Origin of the sequence: Nonomuraea deserti (assembly GCF_004348685.1) — a bacterium.
GTDB classification, from domain to species: domain Bacteria; phylum Actinomycetota; class Actinomycetes; order Streptosporangiales; family Streptosporangiaceae; genus Nonomuraea; species Nonomuraea deserti.
Genome location: NZ_SMKO01000127.1, coordinates 1 through 20,863 on the forward strand (window position 1 = coordinate 1; position 20,863 = coordinate 20,863).

Genomic DNA, 20,863 nt, shown 5'->3' on the forward strand with positions numbered 1-20,863 from the left:
CCCCTGCCCACCCCACCGCTCGGCACGGGGACGACCCCCCACCCGCCACCTGAGGCCGCAACCGACGACCCGCCGCGTGACGCGGCGACGGCCCGCGCCGACGAGCCGCCGCACGACGCCGCCGCGGCCGGGGCCGGCGATCCGCTCGGCTACCCGGCGGTCAGGTTGTTCGCCGACAGGGCGGCGGCCGTACGGCCCGGGTTCGTGCTCACCCCGGGCACCATGGACGCGGTCCTGCGGATCTGCGCGGCGCTCGACGGCCTGCCCCTCGCCATCGAGCTGGCGGCGGCCAGGGTGCGTACGTTCTCCGTGGCGGAGATCGCCTCCAGACTGGCCGAGCACGGCAGGTTCCGGCTGCTCTCGCGCGGCGACCGGACGGCGGCGGCCCGCCACCAGACGTTGTACGCGGCCGTCGCGTGGAGCTGGAGCCTGCTCGACGCGGAGGAGCAGGCGCTGGCCAGGCGGTTCGCGGTGTTCGCAGGAGGCGCCGGTCTGGAGGCGGTCGAGCGGGTCTGCGGCGAGCCCGGCGCCGGGCGGCTGGCCGATCTGGTGGACAAGTCGCTGGTCGAGACCGACGGCGAGCGCTACCACATGCTGGAGACCATCCGCCTGTTCTGCCTGGAGCGGCTGGCGGAGGCGGGCGAGGAGGACCGGCTGCGGCACACCCACGCCGCCTGGTTCCTGGAGCTGGCCCGCCGCGCGGAGGAGCACCTCTGCCGGTCCGAGCAGCTCCACTGGCTGGCCCTGCTGTCGGCCGACAACGCGAACCTCCAGGCGGCGCTGCGCTGGAGTGTGACCCACGACAAGCCGGTGGCCTGGCGGCTGGTGGCGGCGCTGGCCATGTACTGGTGGCTGAGCGGGCGGCGCGGCCAGGCCACCGGGCACGCGGTCAGGCTCCTCGACTCCGCCGCCGGGGAGCCGCCCGCCGGGCTGGCGGAGGAGTACGTGCTGGCCGTCCTGCACGCCGTACCCGACGCAGGGTCGCCGCACTGGGATCGTGCACGCGCGATCGTCGGCTCGCTGGACGGGCCGATGCGTCACCGCTTCGGCGTGGCGCTCTGGGGCATGCTCACCGGCCCGCCGGAGAACGGGGTCACGGGGCGGCGGGTGCTGGACGCCGACCCGTGGAGCAGGGCGCTCAGCCGGCTCGGGACGACGTTGCTGGCGCTGCTCAACGGCTCCGTCGTCGAGGCCGAACGGGAACTCGAGTCGGTGCTTGCCGACTTCCGCGGGCTGGGCGAGCGCTGGGGGACGGCGCAGGCGCTCGACTGGCTCGCCGTGATCGCGGGCTGGCGCGGCGACTGGGCACGCGCCATGGAGCTGTGGAAGCAGGCGCTCGACCGGCTCGAAGAGCTCGGCGCGCTGGACGAGCTGGTGGACGTGCTGGGCAGGCGGGCGGACGCGCGCCTGCGGGCCGGGGACGCGGCGGGCGCGCGTGCCGACTACGACCGCGTGGGCGACCTCGATCGGCGGTTGGGCAGGCCGGAGCTGATGGCGTGGGTGCACCTGCGGCTGGGCAACCTGGCCCGGCTCGAAGGGGATCTCGACGAGGCCTCCCTGCGGCTCGGCGCCGCGCTGGCCGGCGTGGAGTTCCGCGGCTTCACGGCCGGCGCCACCCGGGCGCACGTACTCACCGCTCTCGGCCGTCTCGCCGAGGCCACCGGCGCCGTCTCCGAGGCGGCCCGCAGGCACGAGCAGGCGCTGGCCGCCGTGCTGGAGTCTCCTCTGTCCGCCGACCTCGCCGACGTCGCCGAAGGCCTCGCCGGCCTCGCGCTCGTCGGGCGTCGCCCCGGCCCGGACGAGCGGACGCCCGGCGCGGAGCGGGCGGCGGAGTTGCTGGGGATGGCGGTGGCGCTGCGGGGTACGACCGTCGCCGGCGAGCGCGACGTCGCCAGGATCGCCGCGGCGGCCACGGAGCTCCTCGGCCCCGAGGCGTTCGCGGCGGCGTTCTCCAGGGGCGCGTCCACGAGCGGGGAGAAGGCGCGGGAGGCGCTGCGCGCGGCCACCTCCTGACCGGCGCGAGGTGGCGAACGCTCGCGCCTGCCGCCCCGGTGGCGCTGCGCGGCCACCTCCTGACGGGTTCGCGCCGCCATGTCAGCGGGTGGTCGCCGGGTTGTCAGCGGCGGGCGCGAGGCTGCCGGGCATGCAGAACACCAGCGTCCTCATCTCCGGGGCGAGCGTCGGCGGGCCCGCACTCGCCCACTGGCTCGCCCGCTACGGCTTCGCCGTCACCGTTGTCGAGAAGGCCCCCGCGCTGCGCCTCGGCGGCCAGGCCGTCGACTTCAAGGGCGAGGCCCAGCTCACCGTGCTGGCCCGCATGGGCATCCTGGACGACGTGCGCCGGCTCCAGACAGGCGGCACCGACCAGCAGATCGTCGACGCGAACGGCAGGACGCTCGCGGTCATGCCCGGCACGTTCAGCGGCGGCGACGTCGAGATCACCCGCGGCGACCTGTCCAAGCTCCTGTACGACAGGACGTCCGCCGACTGCGAGTACGTCTTCGGCGACTCGATCACCTCGCTCACCGAGACCTCCACCGGCGTGCACGTCACCTTCGAGCGGGCCGCGCCCCGCACGTTCGGCCTGGTGGTGGGCGCTGACGGGATCCATTCCAACGTGCGCCGCCTGGCGTTCGGCCCCGAGTCCCGCCACGTCAGGCACCTCGGCCACTACTACGCCCTGGTCGGTGTCGAGGGTGGCTTCGGCGCGCGGGCGACGATGTACAACGAGCCGGGCAGGATGGTCGCGGTGGGCGGGTCGTCGGCGCCCGCGTTCTTCGTCTTCGCCTCCGAGCCGCTCGACTACGACCGCTACGACCTCCAGCAGCAGAAGGACATCCTGGCCCGCGTCTACGCCGGCATGGGCTGGCGGACCGCGGCCGTCATGGAGCGGGTGCGCACGTCGGACGACGTCTATCTCGACGCGGTCGCCCAGGTCAGGATCGACCGTTACCGTGCTGGGCGGGTGGCGCTGCTCGGTGACGCGGCGTACGGCAACACCCTGGGCGGCTTCGGCAGCGGCCTGGCCATGGTGGGCGCGTATGTGCTCGCGGGCGAGCTGGCCGCGGCCGGGGGCGACCACCGCGTGGCCTTCGCCCGGTACGAGGAGCAGCTGCGCGGATATGCCAGGGTGGCCAGGAACGCCAACGCGGGCCATTTCCTGGCCCCTGCCACCCGGACGCGCATCCGGCTGCGCAACCTGACGTTCAGGTCGGGCATCCTGCTGGGGATGATGCTGAAGCTGACCGACAAGTTCGCCACGAACATCGACCTCAAGGACTATGCGGGGGCGAGCCCGCGCTGACCCGCCCGGCCCCGCCGTCGATGCGCAGCTGCGGCTTGCCGTCGAGCAGCGGGATCGCTGCGTCGTCGGCGTCGATGTGCCAGTCCTGCACCGGCACCAGGCCGGGCCCGATCAGGTCGAACCCGTCGAACAACGTCAGCACCTCGTCGTGGCTGCGGAACCTGCCCTGCGCGGGCGAGCCGGCCGTCGCCATCGTGAGCTGGGCGATCGCCTCGGGGGCGCTCTCCGCCATGGCGTGGGAGAGCACGAGGTGGCTGCCCGGCACCATACGTTTCCTGAAGGCGGCCACGATGCCGGCCGGGTCTTCCTCGTCCATGACGAAATGCAGCACGCCGACCATCAGCACGCACACCGGCTGGTCGAAGTCGATCAGCCCGGTGACGTAGGGGTCGGCCAGGATCTCTTCGGGGCGGCGCAGGTCGGCCTGGATGCCCTCGACGCCGGGCGAGTCGGCGAGCAGCACCTGGGCGTGCATCCGCACCACGGGGTCGTAGTCGACGTAGATCACCCGGCAGGAGGGGTGCACCTCGCGGGCGACCTCGTGGATGCTGGGCGAGGTGGGGATGCCGGTGCCGAGGTCGATGAACTGCCGGATGCCCTGCCCTGCCAGGTGGCGCACCGCCTCCACCTGGAAGCGGCGGTTGGCCCTGGCCACGAGACGGGAGTCGGGCGCGACCGCGAGGAGCTTCTCCGCCACTGCCCGGTCGATCGCGAGGTGATCCTTGCCACCGAGCAGATAGTCGTACACCCGGGCGGAACTCGGAACATTCGGATCCACACCGGGCGGAACACGTTCTAGCTCGGTCACTCGGGGCCTTCCTCCCTGCCTCGTAGGACTTGGTCGTCATACTACGCGGGCACTCCGTTGTAGCAGAGGACGTCGTACCAAACCCGGCAAGAAAGCTGGGGCAGAACATGTTCTCGCCGCGGCCCGTCAGGGCCCGCGGCGTGGGCTCCCGGCCTGCTCCGATCGGGTCCGCGAGGCTCCTTCGCGAACCGCTGACGCACCGTCCTTCCCTGGTGGATCCGGAAATACAACCGCATGACCGATGCGCTCACGGCACAAGCCTGTGCATGCTGGTGGTGACGGATCCGGCGTGAGGCCTGTTCCGCACCTGAGAGGAGCCACAAGGGTATGGAGAACGCGGCAGGCCGCCCGACCGTGATCTTGGACAATGGCGTCGTCGGCAGGGTCATGCTGGCTCACCGGTCGCGGCGCGACCTGGTGATCGTGCTCGGCATGGACGGCACCCTGCTCAGCTGCCAGCTCGACGACATCGCCTGCGTCGTCGGCGGCAAGCCGCTCTGCCGTGACGGCTGACCGCTCGACGGTCAACCACGGGCGACGATGTCGCCGATCAGCCCGACCGCCGCGAAGTCGGCGGTGAGCCGGTTCTTCGTCAGCGCGAAGGCGGTGCCGGTCGCCGTGTCGGCGTACGCCGCGCTGCCGCCCGCCCCTGGCACCCCGAAAACCGTCGGCTGCTCCTCCGCCGTCGAGGTGGGACCGCCGATGCCGTAACCCAGACCCCAGGTCGACGGCATGCCGAATACCTCGTCGACGCCGCTCGACACGACGGCTGTCGCCTCCCGGAGCCGCTCCTGCGTGATCAGCCGGACCCCGTCCACCTCTCCGAGCAGCGCCGCGTACATGCGGGCGATGGCCCTGGCCGAGGTCTTGCCGCCCGCCGGGATGTCGGCCGACAGATAGTCGGGCCGGTTGCCCAGCTCGGCCCCCGGCATCAGCTCCATCGGCCCGGCCTTGAACATCGGCAGGTCCGCCGGCATCTCCCCGAACGCCGACATGTCCATCGGCGCGTCCTCCAGCCGGGCCAGCCGGGCGTGCTCCTTCTCCGGCATCCCGAAATAGAGCTCGCCGGCCACGCCCAGCGGCTCCGCCACGTCCTCCTGCAACACCTGCGAGATGGGCTTGCCGGTGGTCCGCCGGACGATCTCTCCCACCAGGTAGCCGAACGTGTAGGCGTGGTAACCGACCTTGGTGCCCGGTTCCCACCACAACTCGGCGTCCTCCAGCGCGGCCACCATCGTGCCCCAGTCGCAGGCGTCCTCGGGCGTGGTGTCGAGCGGCACGCCGGGCACTCCGGCGGTGTGCGAGAGCACGTGGCGTACGGTCACGCCCTCCTTGCCGTGCCGTGCGAACTCCGGCCACAGCTCGGCCACAGGCGTCTCGTAGCCGAACAGGCCCCGCTCGACCAGCAGGTGCGCGATGGTGGCGGTGGCGCCCTTGCCGATCGAGTAGTTGTAGAAGGGCGTGTCGGGGGTGACACGCCGCCCGGTCTCCGGGTCGGCCACGCCGGCGACCACGTCCACGATCTGCACGCCGTCCCGATAGACGGCCACCTGGAGCCCGCGCTCCTCGCCGGACTCGACGAGCCTGTCGGCCGCCTGCTGCACCTGCTTCTGAAGGTCGCTCATCGTCAACTCCTTGGGCGGGGTGGGAACTAGACGGTACAGTACTGACAACAGTACGGAACTGTCTAGTACTCTCTTTTCGTCGAGCAGAGAGGGCGGTCATGGCAGCGGAAGAGGACGGCCGTACGGCACGCAAGCGCAGGCAGATCCTGGAGGCGGCGCGGCCCGTGTTCCTGCGCAACGGCTATGTGGGCACGAGCATGGACGAGGTGGCCGCACTGGCCGCGGTGTCGAAGCAGACCGTCTACAAACACTTCACCGACAAGGAGCAACTGTTCGCCAGCATCGTCCTCGACACCACCGGTCAGGTCGAAGAGCTGGCCAAGATGGTCACGACGGCCCTCGACGACACCGCCGACCTGCGCGGGGGCCTGGGCGAGCTGGCCAGGCGGTTCCTGGGCGCCCTCATGCGTCCCGACCTGCTGCGGCTGCGGCGGCTCGTGATCGCCGAGGCCGAGCGTTTCCCCGACCTCGGCCGCACCTGGTACGAGCAGGGCTTCCAGCGCTCGCTCAACACCCTGGCCGGCTCCTTCGGGCGGCTGGCGGAGCGCGGCCTGCTCCGCCTCGACGACCCCCAACTGGCCGCCGAGCACTTCGTCGGGCTGCTGCTGTGGATCCCGCTGAACAAGGTGATGTTCTGGGGCGGCCACGACCACTACACGGAGGCCGATCTCCAGCAGCTGTCAGAGGCGGCCGTCGCGGCGTTCCTGCACGGCTACGGCCCTGCTAGCGCAGATACTGCCTGAGCCCGGCCGCCAGCGAGGTGGCGATGCGCTCGCGGAAGGCCGGCTTGGACATCCTGGCGGCGTCGCGGCTGTTGCGCATGTTGCCGCACTCGATGAACACCGCCGGCCGCTTCGACAGGTTGAGCCCGCCGAGGTCGGTGCGGGTCTGCAAGCCGTCGCGCCCGACATAGGTGGCGTACGGCATGCGCGTGCCCACCCGGTACGCCTTGCGGATCGCCAGCCCCAGCCGCCGGGACGGCCTGACGATCGCGTCGTTGTGCCCGGCGACCGGCCCCGGCATGATCACGTGGAAGCCGTGCCCGCTCTCGGCCGCGCCGTCACCGTGGATGGACACCACCGCGTCCGCCCTGGCCTCGTTGCCGATGGCGGCCCGTTCGGTGATGCAGGGGCCGACACCCGTGTCGTTCGGCCTGGTGAGCACGACCCTGGCCCCCATCTCCTCCAGCAGGGGCTTGAGCCGGTTGGCGACGTCCCAGGTGAAGGCGTGCTCGGGGTAGCCGGAGCGGGTCCGGGTGCCGATCGTGTTGCAGGGTTTGCGGCCGGTGATGACGTCGACCAGGCGGTCGATCTCCTCGCGGTGCGCGGCGTTGCCGCCGTTGTGGCCGGGGTCGATCACCACGACCTTCCCGGCCAGCGGCCCTCCACGACCGGTGGGCGACGATTCCGCCGACGGCCCTGCCGACGACTCTGCCGGCGCCTTCGCCTCGCGCACGGCGGGTACGGCCCCGGCGCACGCGACCGACAGTGCGGCCAGCGTGGCCAGCACCGCGGATCCCGAAAGAAAGGCACCCATGCGACCGACCGTACCCGGCGTCGGACATCAAGCCCAATACCGGCTATGACCTGGGAATTCGTGTCGTCTTCCCACGCGGGCGAACTGCGGTCTACCCTCGGGAGGGGCGCGGGGCCGCCCAGGACACCGCACGCGACGAGAGGAGCCTGGGCCATGGGAAAGGCGTTCACGATGAGACCGGTCGTCCGCCACGCGGGCGCCGACGACGCCGGGCAGGTCGCGGAGCTCATCGCGACCGCGTTCGCCGAGCTCAGGGTCGTGAGATATCTGGTGCCGGAACGCCGGGAGCGGCACAGGGTCATCGCCGCCCACTACCGCATCCTCGTCGACCACGCGATCGAGCACGGCCAGGTGCACCTCATCGACGACGGCCCCGCGGCGGCGGTCTGGTTCCCGCACGTCTCGCCGCCGTCCCCGCCAGCCGGGTACGACCGCCTCCTGGCCGAGGCGACAGGCGAGTGGGCCGATCGGTTCCGGGTGCTCGACGGGCTGTTCGCCGAGCACCATCCGGCGGAGCCGTGCGACTATCTGGCCTTCCTCGCGGTCCACCCCGACTGCCAGGGGCAGGGGCTCGGCACCGCGCTGCTCCGGTACCAGCACGCCCGGCTGGACGGCGCGCCCGCGTACCTGGAGGCCAACGACCCGCGCAACCGCGACCTGTACGCCAAGAACGGCTATCAGGGGCGCGGCACGTTCGCGCTGCCGGACGGCACGGTGTTCTGGCCGATGTGGCGGCCCGCCGCCCCCTAGCCCTGGGGGTGCTGATGGTCGCGCCGTCGGTTCGCGCGTCGCACGGCGAAGTACACCACCCCACCCACCAGGAAGACGAAAAGGAGCAGGATCAGGAAAAACGCACCGATCATGAGGATTTCCGGAACGCCGAGGTTCATGGCCCGACTCTCTCCCCTGCGCATTGACATTCGATTGCATAATCATCGGAGCCCTCCAGGCGCGGCGCGAGGCCCCGCCGGGGTGCGGCGAGGCCTCGCGTCAGGTACGGCTACAGCCCGGTCAGCTTCAGCTTGACCGTGTACGAGTACGCCGTCTCGTCCGTCCCGGAGACGATGTCCGTGTCGAGGCGCGTTCGGGGAGGCACGGAGATCGTTCGCCGAAGGCCGGGCCAGGACGCTCGATCCCAGGATCGCGGAGCACTGCGCGGGCATGCTCGCGGAGGCCGCACTGTGGCGGGGGGACTTCGCGGAGGCGGCGGAGTTGTTCGCCATGACGGAGGAGCTGGCCGTCAAGCGTGTGGGCGGGGACGACATCGGCCGCCACTGGTGCTTGACGGGCCAGGCGGAGGCGCTGCTGCGGATGGACGGGGTGGCGGCGGAGCGGATCGGCGAGGTGCTGGCGGGTGCCCGCGCGTCGGCCGACCGGCACCGTACGCACGAGAGGGAGCTGGGACTCCGTGACGGGCCGGTCAGGCAGGCGGTCCAGGAGATGCGCCTCCTCACCGTCTCGGCCCGCCTCGCCCTCCGCCACCCCGCGGAAGGGCGGCCGCAGGGCGCCCGAACCGCGGAAGGACCGCCGCACAGCCCTCGATCCGGGGATGCGCAACCGCAGAGCCTGCCGGCCGTGGACGGGCCTTCGCCCAGCACTCGATCCGGGGAAGCGCAACCGCAGAGCCCCGAAGCCGTGGCAGGGGGCGCGCTGGTCGAGGCGTTGCGGCTGGCGGAGGGGTTACCGGCCGCGCAGCCCGGCATGTTCGAGTGCTGGGCGGGGCTCGCCGAGGTGCTGTGGGAGCTCGCGCCGTGGCCGGATCGTACGGCCGTGCGCCGGCTCCACACCCACCTGGCCGGTTACCTGTCCCGCACGCCCGGCGCGGCGGCCAGGATCGGCTGGGCCCGAGCGCTCGTGCTGGCCGCAGCCGGCAGGGAGCGCGCGGCCAGGAAGGCGGCGATCGAGGCCAGGTCGGCCGCCGAGCGCCTGGCGGTGCCCTACGACTGCCGGCGCGCGATGGAGCTGGCCCGGCGCCTCGCCCCCACACGCCGCTGACGGGACACGCGTTCTCCCTTCACGTCCGCACGACCGGCTGTTCACGATCCATGAGTCGGAGCCGGTGAGGCGGCCGGAGGGTGCCCGGGATCCGGGGTGCCGCCGCCGGTGGAGGCGCGGGAGGTGCGGCGGCTGGACGGGACGATGAGCGCGGCGGCCACGGCTGCGAGGGAGACGCCGGCGAGCACGAGGAAGCCGGAGGTGTAGCCCGACTCGTGCGGCAGGCCGGACGGTTGCGGGGTCGCGGTGATGATGCTGCCCACGACGGCCACCCCGATCGCGCCGCCGATGGTGCGGATGTTGGCGTTCATGCCGCCGGCCACGCCGGTCCGATCCGCGGGGACGCTGGTGACGATCACGTTGGTCATGGACGACATCGCCAGGCCGAGGCCCGCGCCGAAGACCGCGGCCATGAGGGCGACCTGCCAGGACGCGTCGTGGGCGACGGTGAACGCGGCGAGGGCGAGCACGCTGAGGGCCGATCCGGTGGCCAGTTGGGTCTTGGAGCTGAAGAACGGTTCGATGCGGCCGCTGGTCAGCCCTGCCGCGAACATGGTGGCGAGCATGGGGAGCAGCAGCAGGCCTGCCTGGGTGACGTCGGCGCCGAAGCCGTAGCCCGCGCTGCCAGGGGTCTGGACGAACTGTGGCAGGAAGGCGAACAACGCGAATTGCCCGGCTCCGAACAGCAGGGCGACCAGGTTCGTGGTCCAGACGGCGGGCAGGCGCATCATGCGCATGTCGATGAGCGGATGCGGCGAGCGTAGTTCGGTGGCGATCCACGCGGCCGTCGCGGCGATCGCCGTGATGAGCAGGCCAAGGATCGCCGGTGAGGTCCAGCCCCACTCGGGGCCCTTGCTGATGGCCAGCAGCAGGCTGACCAGCCAGGCCGACAGCAGGAGGGCGGCCGGCCGGTTGAAGTGTGTCGCCTGGCGGGGCGGGGAGTCGGGGATGAGCAGGTGCGTCGCCAGTGCCGCCCCGCCCCCGATGATCATCGGGATCCAGAACAGCCAGGTGTGGCCGAGGGTTTCGACGATCGGTCCGGCGAGCACGATGCCGAGCCCGCCGCCGGCGGCGATGACGGCGGAGATGCCACCGACGCCGGCGGCGACGCGCTCGGGCGGGTATTCGTCGCGGATGATCCCGTAGGACAGCGGGAAGACCGCGCCGGCGACGCCCTGGAGGGCGCGGGCGGCGATCAGCACGGTGATGTCGGGCGCGAGGGCGGCCAGCAGCGAACCGGCGACCAGGGCCAGCAGAACCGCGACCAGGGCCCGCTTCTTACCGGCGGTGTCGCCCACCCGGCCCAGGATCGGGGTGAAGACCGCGGCGGACAGCAGGTTGGCCGTCATCACCCAGGTGACGGTGTTCTGCGTGGTTCGCAGCTCGGCCTGGATGGTCGCGAGCACCGGGGTGATGAGTGACTGGAGCATGGCGAAGGTGGCACAGCCTGCGGCCAGGACCAGGAAGGTGCTGCGGAGGGTCGTCGATCTCATCGGGGCCCCTTTGAGGTCAGGCGCCGCGGGAGACGGCGTGGGCCGCCCCCCGTCCGCGCTTGCTCACGCGGGCCTGGAGCCGTCGTCGTGGACTCCGCTGCCTTCGTAGGAGCCGAGGTCTTCGACCAGGTCGCGCAGCTCGGGGTGGTCGCTGAACCGGTCGGTGTGCACCTGGGCGATCTTGGCGCCGATGTCGGGGTCGGGGTCGTCGGTGAGGTCCGCGGAGACCATGTTGGCCACCAACGGCAGGCCGAGCGCGTCGATCTGGCGGTGCAGCGGGTCGTACATGTAAGTGCGGTAGGCGTCGATGTCCTTGAGCGCGTACAGGGCGCCGTAGTCGAACTCACCGCCGAAGTCGCGCCCGACCAGGTAGAACTCGACGGCGTCGCGCTTTTCACCGAGCTCGCGCATCAGATCGAGCGCGTGCTGCACCTGATCGGCGGGGGCATCGGGCTTCAAGGCCATGCGGACCTGGTGGTAGATCACGGCGTTCTCCTTCTTGCGAACCTTGATGCAACCGGCTGTTGCATTTGTGACGATAGACCGTCGACTCCACTTAGTGCAACCTTTTGGTGCATTAACCTACTCCTTAACGCACCTGAAAGTTGTATCTATCGTCGTCAGCGTCCTAACCTGACCCCCATGGCAGGAGATCCGCTCGAAGACGTCCAGCAACTGCACGCCGACGCGGCGACCGTCCGGCCCGGCGGCAGGACGGCACGCGTCGGCGAAGCGGTCATCGACGCCACCCTGGCCGAGCTGGCCGAGGTCGGCTACGGTGCGCTACGCATCGACGCGGTGGCCGAACGCGCGGGCGTCAACAAGACCACGATCTACCGCCGCTGGGGCAACAAAGTCGGCCTCGTATCCACCGCCCTCATCGAACGCCGCGGCGAGCTCCTTCCCCCGGCCGACACCGGTACCCTGCGCGGCGACCTCCTCGAACTGCTCAAGGAGATCCGGCTCGGCCTGCAGACCCCCTGGATCGCCGCGCTCCTGCGCGAAACCGGACCACGCACCGCCGAGAACTCCGACCTGTACAAACTCCTCGACGCCTTCTGGCCGGCACGTTTCCGGGCGTCGGGTGCGGTTCTCGTACGCGCCGTCGAACGCGGCGAGCTGCCGCCCGGCACCGATCCCGACTTCCTGCTCGAAATGATCTCCGGACCGCTCTACTTCCGCCTGCTCATGCTCGGCCGCCCACTCGACGACGCGTTCCTCGAGCAGACAGCCGACTTCGTCCTCAACGGTGCGCACGCCCGACCGCCGACCGCCGACCAATAGGCTCCTCACCGACCTGCACAGGGTCACGGCCGCGGATTCTGACTGGTCGAAACGCCGGCTCGCCAGGTCGTCCGGATGGAACAGCGGCTCGTCACCGGGTGACGACCCTGCCGCGACGTTGCCCGAGCCGAACAGGAAGTCCGGTCTCAGGGCGAGCCCATGCGCAGGCAGCCGCGCGAGGAGGCGTTCGGGGACGGGGTGGCTGAAAGTTTCATGCTCTTCCGGGGGTGATGGTGCCGGGCGTCGCCGGGGCGTTGACGGGGTGGCGGACGGGAAAGCACTATCGGGGCGCGCGCCATTTTGGGAGCGCTCCCAACCTCCATCGAAGGACCTCCATGACCCGATGCCGGGCCGCCTTACTGGCCCTCCTCACCATGGTCGCCCTGTCCCCGGCCACGTACCCAGGCACGGCGGCGCACGCCGACGAGGGACCCGAGCAGATCGTGAACGGCACCTTCGACGCCGGCACCGCTCCCTGGTGGGGCACCGCCAACCTCACCCTCGCCGTGGACGAGGGCCGGCTGTGCGCCGACATCCCCGGCGGCACCGCCAACCCGTGGGACGTCATCATCGGCCAGGACGGCATCCCGCTGGTGGCGGGCGAGACGTACGCGTACCGCTTCGCCGCCTCCGCGACCCCCGCCAAGGTCGGCCGCGCGCTGATCCAGCTCCCGGTGGACCCGTGGACGCAGTATCTGTCGGCCGCACCCGAGCTGAGCGTCCCGGGCGACGACCACTCCTATACGTTCACCGCACCCGTGTCGCTGCCGAACGCCCAGGTCGTCTTCCAACTGGGCGGCAGCGCCGAGCCATGGAGGTTCTGCATGGACGACGTCTCGCTCAAGGGCGGGGCCGAGCCGGAGGAGTACGAGCCGGACACCGGACCGCGCGTGCGCGTGAACATGGTCGGCTACCTCCCGGCGGGCCCCAAGAAGGCCACCGTGGTCACCACCGGGACCACGGCACTGGAGTGGGAGCTCAGGAACGCCGAGAAGGAGACCGTCGCCAGGGGCACGACCACGCCGAGAGGCGTGGACGCCAGCTCCGGGGAGAACGTGCACACCCTCGACTTCAGCTCCTACCGCAAGCCGGGCAAGGGCTACACGGTGACGGCGGACGGCGAGACCAGCCGGCCCTTCGACATCGCCGCCGACCTCTATGACGAGCTGCCGGTCGACGCGCTGAAGTTCTACTACACGCAGCGCAGCGGCATCGAGATCCTCGACGCTCTCAGGCCCGGCTACGGCAGGCCGGCCGGCCACGCCGGAGTCGCGCCGAACCAGGGCGACGTCGAGGTGCCGTGCCAGCCGGGCGTCTGCGACTACACGCTGAACGTCAAGGGCGGCTGGTACGACGCAGGCGACCACGGCAAGTACGTCGTCAACGGCGGCATCTCGGTTCACCAGCTCATGTCCGCGTACGAACGGAACAAGGCGGCCTTCGAGGACGGGCAGCTCGCCATCCCGGAGAGCGGCAACGGCGTCCCCGACGTGCTGGACGAGGCCCGCTGGGAGCAGGAGTTCCTGCTGAGCATGCAGGTGCCGGACGGCGAGCCGGACGCGGGAATGGCCCACCACAAGATCCACGACCGGAACTGGACCGGGCTGCCGCTGCTGCCGCACCTGGACCCGCAACCGCGCGAGCTGCACCCGCCGTCCACCGCCGCCACCCTCAACCTGGCCGCGACGGCGGCGCAGGCGGCGCGGCTGTTCGCGCCGTACGACGCCGCGTTCGCCGCCAGGAACCTGGAGGCGGCCCGCAAGGCGTGGGCGGCCGCGAAGGCCGACCCGGACCGGTACGCCGACCCGGCCGACGGCGTCGGCGGCGGCGCCTACAACGACGCCGACGTGAGCGACGAGTTCTACTGGGCGGCGGCGGAGCTGTTCATCACGACGGGCGAGCGGGAGTTCGAGGAGTTCGTGCTGGGTTCGCCGCACCACACCGGCGACGTCTGGCGCGATCGCGGGTTCGACTGGGGCAACACGGCGCAGCTGGGCCGCCTGGAGCTGGCGACCGTGCCGAACGCCATCTCCGACCGTGGCCGGGTGCGCAGGTCGGTGATCGAGGGGGCGGACAAGTATGTGGCGGTGCAGAAGGCGCACCCGTACGGGCTGCCGTACAACCCGCCGGACTTCGACTGGGGCTCCAACAACCTGGTGCTGAACAACCTGGTCGTCGTGGCCACGGCGTACGACCTGACCGGGCGGGAGAAGTACCGGGCGGCCGTGCGCGAGGGCATGGACTACATCCTGGGCCGTAACGCGCTCAACCAGTCGTACGTGACCGGCTACGGCGAGGTGGCCTCGAAGAACCAGCACAGCCGCTGGTACGCCCGCCAGCTCGACCCCGGCCTGCCCAACCCGCCGCGCGGCACGCTGGCCGGCGGCCCCAACTCCGCCATCCAGGACCCGATCGCGCAACGCCTGCTGCAGGGCTGCAAGCCGCAGTTCTGCTACATCGACGACATCGAGTCGTGGGCCACGAATGAGCTGACCATCAACTGGAACGCCCCGCTGGCCTGGGTGTCGGCGTTCCTGGCGGACGGCGGCGGGCGTTCCGACTGCCGGGTGCGTTACTCGGGGCACGGCTCGTGGCCCGGCGGGTTCATCGCCCAGGTGGTGATCGAGAACACCGGCAGGCAGAGCGTGGACGGCTGGAGCCTGCGCTGGTCGTGGCTCGGCGGGCAGCGCGTCAATGAGGGCTGGGGCGTGAAGCTGGCGCAGTCGGGCTCGGTGGTGACGGCCACAGGGCTGGGCTGGAACGACCGGATCAAGCCGGGCAGGTCGGTGACGTTCGGGTTCGCCGGCACCGGCGGCGCGGGCCCGGATCCGGCTCCCGAGGTGTTCCACCTGAACGGCGAGCGCTGCGCTTGACGGGGCGGGGGCCGTTGCACACGCTCCGTTGAACGGAATACTGTCGCCCCATGCCGAGGGGAACTTCTGAAGTCAGCGAGCCGATGTACTTCGTGCTCACCGCCCTGCGCGCGGGCCCGCTGCACGGACACGCGATCAGCAAGTCGATCAAGGAGCTGTCCGCGGGCAGGGTGCAGCCGTCGGTCGGCACCCTCTACGGCATCCTGGAACGGCTCAACGAGCGCGGAGTGATCATCGTCGACCGGGAGGAGACGGTCAACGGCCGCAACCGCCGCTACTTCAGGATCACCGATGAGGGCCAGGCGCTCGTGGAGGCCGAGGCCAGGCGGATGCAGGAGGCCGCCTCCCTCGTCCTGCGGCCGTCCAGCACATGACCGCCGTCCCGCAGGGCGGCACGCTGGAGCGCCGCTACCGCGCGCTGCTGCGGGCCTACCCGCGCGCCTACCGCACGGCCCATGGTGACGAGTTGCTCGACGTGCTGCTGGAGTCCGCGGATCCCGGTAGGACCGTACCCGTGCCGAGGGAGGCGTGGGGGTTGCTGGCGGGCGGCGTGCGCAGCCGCATCGTTCACCTGGCGACGGGCAACCCCTGGAAGGACGGCCTGCACCTGGGCGTGACGGCCCTGGCGGCGGCTCAGGTGGCGGCGCTGCTGCCGTACGCGGGGGCGCTGCCGCTGTGGACGGCGGCGTCGGCACTCGCCCTGGTCGCCGTCCTGCGCGGGTGGATGTGGGCGGCGATCCCGCTCACGCTGGTCGTCGGCATGAAGGCGGTCGCGATCGCGGGCGGCCAACAGATCTTCGACCTCACGATGCTGCCCGTCTACCCGTCGCACCTCGGCGATCGGGCGTTGTTCGCCGACAGCGACCCGTACGTGGTGGCGGGTGGCTACGCGGTCGCGCTGGCCGGTCTGGGGGTGCTGGCGGCGCGCGGGCGGCCGCTGCGGGTCAGGTCGTGGTGGTGGTGCGCGGCGGTCGTGGCGGCCGCGTGGTCGGGGCCGCAGTGGATGGCGGAGGAGAGCACGTTCCCCCTCTCCCTGAGCAGGATGGCCGTGGAGGCGGCGGCGTTCGTGCTGGCGACGGCGGGCGGCTACCTGGCGCGCGACTACCGGTGGGCGCTGGGGGCCGGGATCTATCTGGCGGTGGCGTCGGGTGACCTGGCCGCTCATTCCGCGGAGCTGACCAGGCAGCACCTGGCCTATTGGGCCGTGCTCGCGGTGCTGGCGCTCGGGGCCGCCGGCGCGCCCTTCCGGCAGCGGCGGCATTGCCTGCATTGACAATACTTCATTGAACGAAGTATGGTCTCCGGCATGCCGTACCGACATTGCGTGCGCACGATCCTGCCGATGGCCGCCCTGGCCGTGCTATGCGGCTGCGGGAGCACCACGGGGACCGCCGCGCCCTCGCCCAGCGCGACGAGCGACAAAAAGCACCGGCTCGAAGCGGCCAAGGCCGACTGCATGAAGCAGAAGGGCTTCAAGTACGTCCCGTTCGTGTCGCGCAGCCAGAAGCCGGACACCGAAGAGGACCGCAAGCGCGCCGCAGGCGACTACCAAGCGCTGCGGAAATATCGCGAAAAATACGGGTTCGGGGTGTTCGCCATGTACGTCTACCCCAAGGAGCTCGGGCACCTAGCGGTCAAACCCGACAACCCTGAGATCAACCCCAACTGGGAGATCCAGTCCTCGCTCTCCAAGGCACAAATGGGCGCCTACCAAAAGGCGCGGGACACCTGCATGGTCACAGCGGCCAGTCAGGTGCTCGGCCTGGAGCTGAAGTCGGGCGTCGACTACTACGCCGAGCAGAACAAGATCCGCCGGCGCGCGCTCAAGAGCGTCGTCAACAGCGATCCCGAGCTGATGGAGCTCGCCGGCGCCATGGCCACCTGCCTGAAGGGCAAGGGCCACGCGATCAGCGACACCACGCCGCTGGCCATGGCGGAGCGCGGCCCGAGGACGTTCCAGGCCCAGGAGGACAAGCTGGGCCGGGCGCAGCGGGACGACGTGCCCGACGTCGCACCTCCGGCGAAGAAGGACGAGGTGCCGGCCATCTACGCGCCGACCCTCACTCCCGAGGAGGCCAGACCCTACCTGAACAGGGAGATCAAGGCGGCGCTCGACGACCTGGAGTGCGGCAAGGACTTCTACCCCGCCTACCTGCCGCGCGAGCAGGTGATCGACAAGCAGGTCAATGAACAGTTCGGCATGTGAAGACGCTATGAAGTCGCCACGCAGGCTCATGGCCGGCGTCATCGCCGGCGTCGTCGTCATCGCCGCCGTGGGCTGGGCGTTGAGCACCCGGTTACGCTCACCCGCCGACGAGGCGGCCCGCAGGGTTGCGCCCCGGCCCTCGCTCGTCACCGCCGCCGTCGAGCGCCGCAAGCTCGTCAGCACCGTCGTGACCAGCGGCACCCTGGAGTACGGCTCGCCCCTGCCCATCAACCTCGCCGGAGCGGTCGGCGGCCCGGTGGGTGACCCGGTCGGCGGCGCGTCAGGGCTTCAGCGGGCGACCCGGGCACCGCGCAAGGGCCGGATCAAGGAGGGCGCGGTGCTGATGGAGGTCAACGGCCGCCCGGCGTTCGCGCTGCGCGGCTCCGTGCCGATGCACCGCACGATCACTCCCGGCAGCAAGGGCGACGACGTCAGGCAACTGCAGCGGGCGCTGCGCCGGCTGGGCTTCGGCGGCCCGCTGACGGGCGTGTTCGACCGCGCCACGATCGCCGCGCTCACCAGGATGTACACGAAGAAGGGGTACGAGGCCCAGCAGCCGACGCTGACCGACCGGCAGGCGTACGACACGCTGCGCAAGGCCGTACAGACGGCGCAGGAGACCCTCGCGACCGAGAAGCAGGCGCTCGACCAGGGCCGCGACGTTCTGCCGCTGAAGGTCAAGCTGGACAACGCCGAGGCGGACATGACGTCGGCGAAACGGGCGCTGAAGGAGGCCGAGGCACAGCGGCTGACGCCCGAGGACGAGACCGGGCTCGCGGCGGCCGACGCGGCCGTGCGCGCGGCGGAGGAGAAGCTGGCGGCGGCCGAGCAGGCGCTTGAGACGGCCAGGACCCAGCCGACACCCAGCCCCACGGCCACGCCCACGTCCAGGACCTCCGTCGTCGCGGCGACCCAGCCCCCGGCTGACACAGGCCTGCTGCGGATGAGGGTCGAGAACGCCAGGGCCGACCTCGCCGCGGCCCGCGAGGCGCGCGGCCGCGTCCTGGAGAAGGCCCGGCAGGCCAGGGATAAGCGGCTGGAGGAGCTGCGCAAGGCCGTGCGCACCGCCGAGGAGACGCTGGTCACGGCGCGGCAGGCGCTGCGCCAGGCCAGGCAGCTCTCCCCCACCAGGCTCAAGGTGGCGGGCGCCAGGAAGGACGTGGCGGCGGCCAAGTCGATGCTGGCCGAGTACGCCCGCACGTACGGCACCTCCGTCCCGCCCGGCGAGGTGGTGTTCCTGCCGAAGCTGCCCGCCCGGGTGCAGAAGGTGTCGGTCAAGGCCGGGCAGCGGATCGAGGACGAGGTCGCCACCGTGACCAGCTCGTCGTTCATGGTGACCGCGAGCGTCGAGGCGGCGGAGTCCGAGCTGCTGCGCGCGGGCATGGAGGCGAGCATCGAGCTCGACACGGGCACGACGTACCGGGCCACGCTCACCGCGGTCGGCGACAGGGCCGAGGTGCCGGGTGCCGAGAAGCCCGCGGACGGCGCCGTGCCGATCTTGCTCACGCCCGCGAAGAGCAAGGGGCTCAAGGCGGGGACGGCGGTGACGGCGCGGGTCACCGTGGGGGCGACCGAGGAGCCCGTGCTGGTGGTTCCGGTGGTCGCGGTGATCACCTCGGCGGACGGGAAGGCCCGCGTACGCGTCGAGGACGCGCCCGACAGGACCAAGGACGTCGAAGTGCGCACGGGCCTGACCGCGGACGGGAACGTGGAGGTCACCGGCGAGCTCAAGGAGGGCGACCGGGTGGTGGTCAGCGGTGGCTGAACCGGTCATCGAGCTGACGGAGGTGTGCAGGGAGTTCCCCGCCCGGCCGCCGGTCCGCGCCCTCGACCGCGTCACGCTCAGGGTGGACAGGGGCGACTACCTGGCCGTCGCGGGCCCGTCGGGCTCCGGCAAGTCCACCCTGCTCAACGTGCTCGGCCTGCTCGACCGGCCCAGTTCGGGCAGCTACCGGCTCGACGGCACCGAGACCACGGCCCTGCGCGACGGCGCCAGGACCCGGTTGCGCGGCGATCGGATCGGCTTCGTCTTCCAGTCGTTCCACCTGCTGTCCCACCGCAGCGTCGTGGAGAACGTCATGCTCGCCGAGATCTACCGGAGCGGAGGAGCTCGGAAGGGTAGAGCCAGGAACGAGCCGGCGGGTTCCGGCACGGCCGTGGTGGGCGCCGGGAACGCCTCGATGGCTTCGCCCCGGTGGTCCTTGGGCACGGTCAAGCAGGGGCGACGCGGCGGCAGGCGCGCACGGGCGATGGCCGCGCTGGAGCGGGTCGGCGTCGCCCACCGCGCCGGCTTCCTGCCCGGCCTGCTGTCCGGCGGCGAACGCCAGCGGGCGGCCATCGCCAGAGCTCTCATGGGCGAGCCGTCGCTGCTGCTGTGCGACGAGCCCACCGGCAACCTCGACAGCCGCAACACCGAGGCGGTGCTCGACCTGTTCGACGAGCTGCGCGGGCAGGGGCTGACGATCGTGGTCATCACGCACGAGCAGGAGGTCGGCGCGCGGGCCGAGCGTCGGGTGCGCATCACCGACGGTGTGCTGGTGGAGGAGGGCTGGTGCACGTACGCGACCTGATCGGCGAGGCCGTCGCCGGCATGCTCGCCAGGCCGGTGCGCTCGGCCCTCACCACGCTCGGCACCGTGCTCGGCATCACGACGCTCGTCGTCACGCTCGGCGTGGCCGCGACGGCGGGCAACCAGATCGTCGGCCGCTTCGACGAGCTGGTGGCCACGGCCATCACCGTGGAGGTACCCGAGTCGGAGCACACCCCGCTGGTGGAGTGGGACGCGATCGACCGGCTGGCCAGGCTGCGCGGCGTGGAGTCGGCCGCCGCGGTGGCCGAGAGCGAGGACAGCGCCAACCTGTCCGTGCGCTCCAACGACATCGTGGACCCGACCAGGGTCACCACGCAGTCCTTGACGGTGCTGTCCGCGACGACCGGGCTGCCGGAAGCGGCACGCGGCCGGATGGTGCAGGGCCGCTTCTACGACACGGGACACGTCCGGCGGGGCGACCGGGTGGCGGTGATCGGCGACCAGGCGGCCAAGGCGCTCGGCGTCACCCGGCTCGACCGGTCGCCGGCGATCTTCATCGGCAAGCACGCGTACACGGTCATCGGCATCATGGGCGACCTGCGCCGCGAGCGGAACCTGAGCACGGCGGTGATCGTGCCGCCGAGCGCGGGCCGGCAGTTCGGGCTGCGCGACGTCACCCGGGTGCTGGTCAACACCACCCTGGGCGCCGCCGGGCTGATCGCCGGCCAGGCGCCGGCCGCGCTCAGCCCGGGGAACGGCGACATGCTCCAGGTGGTCGCCCCGCCCAGCCCCACCAGGGCCCGCGACCAGGCGCAGGACGACGTCAACGCCCTCTTTCTCATCCTCGGCCTGGTCTCGCTGGTCGTGGGTGCCGTCGGCATCGCGAACGTCACCCTGGTCACCGTCATGGAGCGCGTACCGGAGATCGGCCTGCGCCGCGCGCTCGGCGCCGCCCGCCGGCACATCGCCGCGCAGTTCCTCCTGGAGTCGACGCTGATCGGGCTGACCGGCGGCGTGATCGGCGCCAGTCTGGGCGTGGTCACCGTGGTCGCCGTCTCGGCCGCCAAGCAGTGGACACCGCTCCTGGACGTACGCCTGGCGATCGCCGCACCGATCGCGGGGGCAGCGGTAGGGCTGCTGGCCGGGCTCTACCCGGCGCTGCGCGCGGCCAGTATGGAGCCGGTAGACGCTCTGAGGTGAGGCACACCA

Annotated in this window: 20 protein-coding genes; 14 read left to right on the plus strand and 6 right to left on the minus strand. The window is 71.6% G+C overall.

From position 1 onward, the window contains the following. A partial coding sequence (locus E1292_RS33705; RefSeq protein WP_439331923.1) for an ATP-binding protein occupies window positions 1-2,013 on the plus strand: 2,013 nt, incomplete at its 5' end. A gap of 130 nt (window positions 2,014-2,143) precedes the next feature. Next, window positions 2,144-3,304 carry an FAD-dependent monooxygenase gene (locus E1292_RS33710; protein WP_132600547.1) on the plus strand — a complete coding sequence of 387 codons (1,161 nt, stop codon included), beginning with the start codon at window positions 2,144-2,146 and terminating at the stop codon, window positions 3,302-3,304. Here the strand turns inward: E1292_RS33710 and E1292_RS33715 are convergent. Beyond that, on the minus strand, window positions 3,273-4,082 hold the full coding sequence (locus E1292_RS33715) for an SAM-dependent methyltransferase (RefSeq protein ID WP_246090518.1): 810 nt from the start codon (window positions 4,080-4,082) through the stop codon (window positions 3,273-3,275). The genes E1292_RS33710 and E1292_RS33715 overlap by 32 nt on opposite strands. 357 nt (window positions 4,083-4,439) lie before the next feature. On the opposite strand from E1292_RS33715, the gene E1292_RS33720 reads away from it, so the two are divergent. After that, window positions 4,440-4,625 (plus strand): hypothetical protein, encoded by a 186-nt coding sequence (locus tag E1292_RS33720; protein ID WP_132600553.1) that lies wholly within the window; start codon window positions 4,440-4,442, stop codon window positions 4,623-4,625. An 11-nt stretch (window positions 4,626-4,636) separates the two neighbouring features. Here E1292_RS33720 and E1292_RS33725 read toward each other — a convergent pair whose 3' ends face one another. Further along, on the minus strand, window positions 4,637-5,737 hold the full coding sequence (locus tag E1292_RS33725) for a serine hydrolase domain-containing protein (protein ID WP_132600556.1): 1,101 nt from the start codon (window positions 5,735-5,737) through the stop codon (window positions 4,637-4,639). 98 nt (window positions 5,738-5,835) lie between these two features. On the opposite strand from E1292_RS33725, the gene E1292_RS33730 reads away from it, so the two are divergent. Continuing rightward, complete coding sequence (locus tag E1292_RS33730; protein ID WP_132600559.1) at window positions 5,836-6,480, plus strand: TetR/AcrR family transcriptional regulator; 645 nt, start codon at window positions 5,836-5,838, stop codon at window positions 6,478-6,480. Here the strand turns inward: E1292_RS33730 and E1292_RS33735 are convergent. Then, window positions 6,461-7,273, minus strand: coding sequence for an N-acetylmuramoyl-L-alanine amidase (locus E1292_RS33735; protein WP_132600562.1), 813 nt, complete (start codon window positions 7,271-7,273; stop codon window positions 6,461-6,463). The genes E1292_RS33730 and E1292_RS33735 overlap by 20 nt on opposite strands. A 153-nt stretch (window positions 7,274-7,426) precedes the next feature. Here E1292_RS33735 and E1292_RS33740 point away from each other — a divergent pair, with 153 nt between their 5' ends. Then, window positions 7,427-8,023, plus strand: coding sequence for a GNAT family N-acetyltransferase (locus tag E1292_RS33740; protein WP_220447184.1), 597 nt, complete (start codon window positions 7,427-7,429; stop codon window positions 8,021-8,023). Here the strand turns inward: E1292_RS33740 and E1292_RS51580 are convergent. After that, window positions 8,020-8,163 (minus strand): hypothetical protein, encoded by a 144-nt coding sequence (locus tag E1292_RS51580; RefSeq protein WP_165974873.1) that lies wholly within the window; start codon window positions 8,161-8,163, stop codon window positions 8,020-8,022. The two genes, E1292_RS33740 and E1292_RS51580, sit on opposite strands and share 4 nt — an antisense overlap. Before the next feature lie 271 nt (window positions 8,164-8,434). Here E1292_RS51580 and E1292_RS33745 point away from each other — a divergent pair, with 271 nt between their 5' ends. Next, window positions 8,435-9,268 carry a hypothetical protein gene (locus E1292_RS33745; protein WP_132600565.1) on the plus strand — a complete coding sequence of 278 codons (834 nt, stop codon included), beginning with the start codon at window positions 8,435-8,437 and terminating at the stop codon, window positions 9,266-9,268. A gap of 41 nt (window positions 9,269-9,309) precedes the next feature. Here E1292_RS33745 and E1292_RS33750 read toward each other — a convergent pair whose 3' ends face one another. Together E1292_RS33750 and E1292_RS33755 are read right to left on the minus strand one after the other, a co-directional pair. Continuing rightward, complete coding sequence (locus E1292_RS33750; RefSeq protein WP_132600569.1) at window positions 9,310-10,761, minus strand: MFS transporter; 1,452 nt, start codon at window positions 10,759-10,761, stop codon at window positions 9,310-9,312. Between the two features lie 63 nt (window positions 10,762-10,824). Then, window positions 10,825-11,247: a Dabb family protein gene (locus E1292_RS33755; protein ID WP_132600572.1), complete on the minus strand. Its 423-nt coding sequence runs from the start codon at window positions 11,245-11,247 to the stop codon at window positions 10,825-10,827. Between the two features lie 156 nt (window positions 11,248-11,403). On the opposite strand from E1292_RS33755, the gene E1292_RS33760 reads away from it, so the two are divergent. The 8 genes from E1292_RS33760 (at window position 11,404) to E1292_RS33795 (ending at window position 20,854) form a co-directional block, all read left to right on the plus strand. Beyond that, entirely contained in the window at window positions 11,404-12,045 is a 642-nt protein-coding gene (locus E1292_RS33760; protein WP_132600575.1) for a TetR/AcrR family transcriptional regulator, read from the plus strand. 335 nt (window positions 12,046-12,380) lie between these two features. Next, window positions 12,381-14,918, plus strand: a complete 2,538-nt coding sequence (locus tag E1292_RS33765; RefSeq protein WP_132600578.1) for a glycoside hydrolase family 9 protein — start codon at window positions 12,381-12,383, stop codon at window positions 14,916-14,918. A 50-nt stretch (window positions 14,919-14,968) separates the two neighbouring features. Then, a complete protein-coding gene (locus tag E1292_RS33770) occupies window positions 14,969-15,292 on the plus strand; it encodes a PadR family transcriptional regulator (RefSeq protein ID WP_132600581.1) in 324 nt (107 codons plus the stop codon). Next, a complete protein-coding gene (locus E1292_RS33775; RefSeq protein ID WP_132600584.1) occupies window positions 15,289-16,191 on the plus strand; it encodes a hypothetical protein in 903 nt (300 codons plus the stop codon). The genes E1292_RS33770 and E1292_RS33775 overlap by 4 nt, the downstream gene beginning before the upstream one ends. 33 nt (window positions 16,192-16,224) lie before the next feature. After that, window positions 16,225-17,124, plus strand: a complete 900-nt coding sequence (locus E1292_RS33780; protein WP_132600587.1) for a hypothetical protein — start codon at window positions 16,225-16,227, stop codon at window positions 17,122-17,124. Between the two features lie 7 nt (window positions 17,125-17,131). Continuing rightward, window positions 17,132-18,889: a peptidoglycan-binding protein gene (locus tag E1292_RS33785; protein ID WP_132600590.1), complete on the plus strand. Its 1,758-nt coding sequence runs from the start codon at window positions 17,132-17,134 to the stop codon at window positions 18,887-18,889. Beyond that, window positions 18,882-19,694, plus strand: a complete 813-nt coding sequence (locus E1292_RS33790; RefSeq protein ID WP_132600593.1) for an ABC transporter ATP-binding protein — start codon at window positions 18,882-18,884, stop codon at window positions 19,692-19,694. Before E1292_RS33785 ends, E1292_RS33790 begins: the two co-directional genes overlap by 8 nt. Then, complete coding sequence (locus E1292_RS33795; RefSeq protein ID WP_132600596.1) at window positions 19,676-20,854, plus strand: ABC transporter permease; 1,179 nt, start codon at window positions 19,676-19,678, stop codon at window positions 20,852-20,854. The genes E1292_RS33790 and E1292_RS33795 overlap by 19 nt, the downstream gene beginning before the upstream one ends. Window positions 20,855-20,863: the final 9 nt, after the last annotated feature.

What these genes read in the sequence shown, in the direction of transcription:
- E1292_RS33760 (WP_132600575.1), top strand. Translation starts at nt 11,404, where the DNA reads ATGGCAGGAGATCCGCTCGAAGACGTCCAGCAACTGCACGCCGACGCG.
- E1292_RS33780 (WP_132600587.1), top strand. Translation starts at nt 16,225, where the DNA reads ATGCCGTACCGACATTGCGTGCGCACGATCCTGCCGATGGCCGCCCTG.
- E1292_RS33725 (WP_132600556.1), bottom strand. Translation starts at nt 5,737, where the DNA reads ATGAGCGACCTTCAGAAGCAGGTGCAGCAGGCGGCCGACAGGCTCGTC.
- E1292_RS51580 (WP_165974873.1), bottom strand. Translation starts at nt 8,163, where the DNA reads ATGAACCTCGGCGTTCCGGAAATCCTCATGATCGGTGCGTTTTTCCTG.
- E1292_RS33775 (WP_132600584.1), top strand. Translation starts at nt 15,289, where the DNA reads ATGACCGCCGTCCCGCAGGGCGGCACGCTGGAGCGCCGCTACCGCGCG.
- E1292_RS33785 (WP_132600590.1), top strand. Translation starts at nt 17,132, where the DNA reads ATGAAGTCGCCACGCAGGCTCATGGCCGGCGTCATCGCCGGCGTCGTC.
- E1292_RS33770 (WP_132600581.1), top strand. Translation starts at nt 14,969, where the DNA reads ATGCCGAGGGGAACTTCTGAAGTCAGCGAGCCGATGTACTTCGTGCTC.
- E1292_RS33710 (WP_132600547.1), top strand. Translation starts at nt 2,144, where the DNA reads ATGCAGAACACCAGCGTCCTCATCTCCGGGGCGAGCGTCGGCGGGCCC.
- E1292_RS33720 (WP_132600553.1), top strand. Translation starts at nt 4,440, where the DNA reads ATGGAGAACGCGGCAGGCCGCCCGACCGTGATCTTGGACAATGGCGTC.
- E1292_RS33740 (WP_220447184.1), top strand. Translation starts at nt 7,427, where the DNA reads ATGGGAAAGGCGTTCACGATGAGACCGGTCGTCCGCCACGCGGGCGCC.
- E1292_RS33745 (WP_132600565.1), top strand. Translation starts at nt 8,435, where the DNA reads ATGCTCGCGGAGGCCGCACTGTGGCGGGGGGACTTCGCGGAGGCGGCG.
- E1292_RS33750 (WP_132600569.1), bottom strand. Translation starts at nt 10,761, where the DNA reads ATGAGATCGACGACCCTCCGCAGCACCTTCCTGGTCCTGGCCGCAGGC.
- E1292_RS33735 (WP_132600562.1), bottom strand. Translation starts at nt 7,273, where the DNA reads ATGGGTGCCTTTCTTTCGGGATCCGCGGTGCTGGCCACGCTGGCCGCA.
- E1292_RS33765 (WP_132600578.1), top strand. Translation starts at nt 12,381, where the DNA reads ATGACCCGATGCCGGGCCGCCTTACTGGCCCTCCTCACCATGGTCGCC.
- E1292_RS33730 (WP_132600559.1), top strand. Translation starts at nt 5,836, where the DNA reads ATGGCAGCGGAAGAGGACGGCCGTACGGCACGCAAGCGCAGGCAGATC.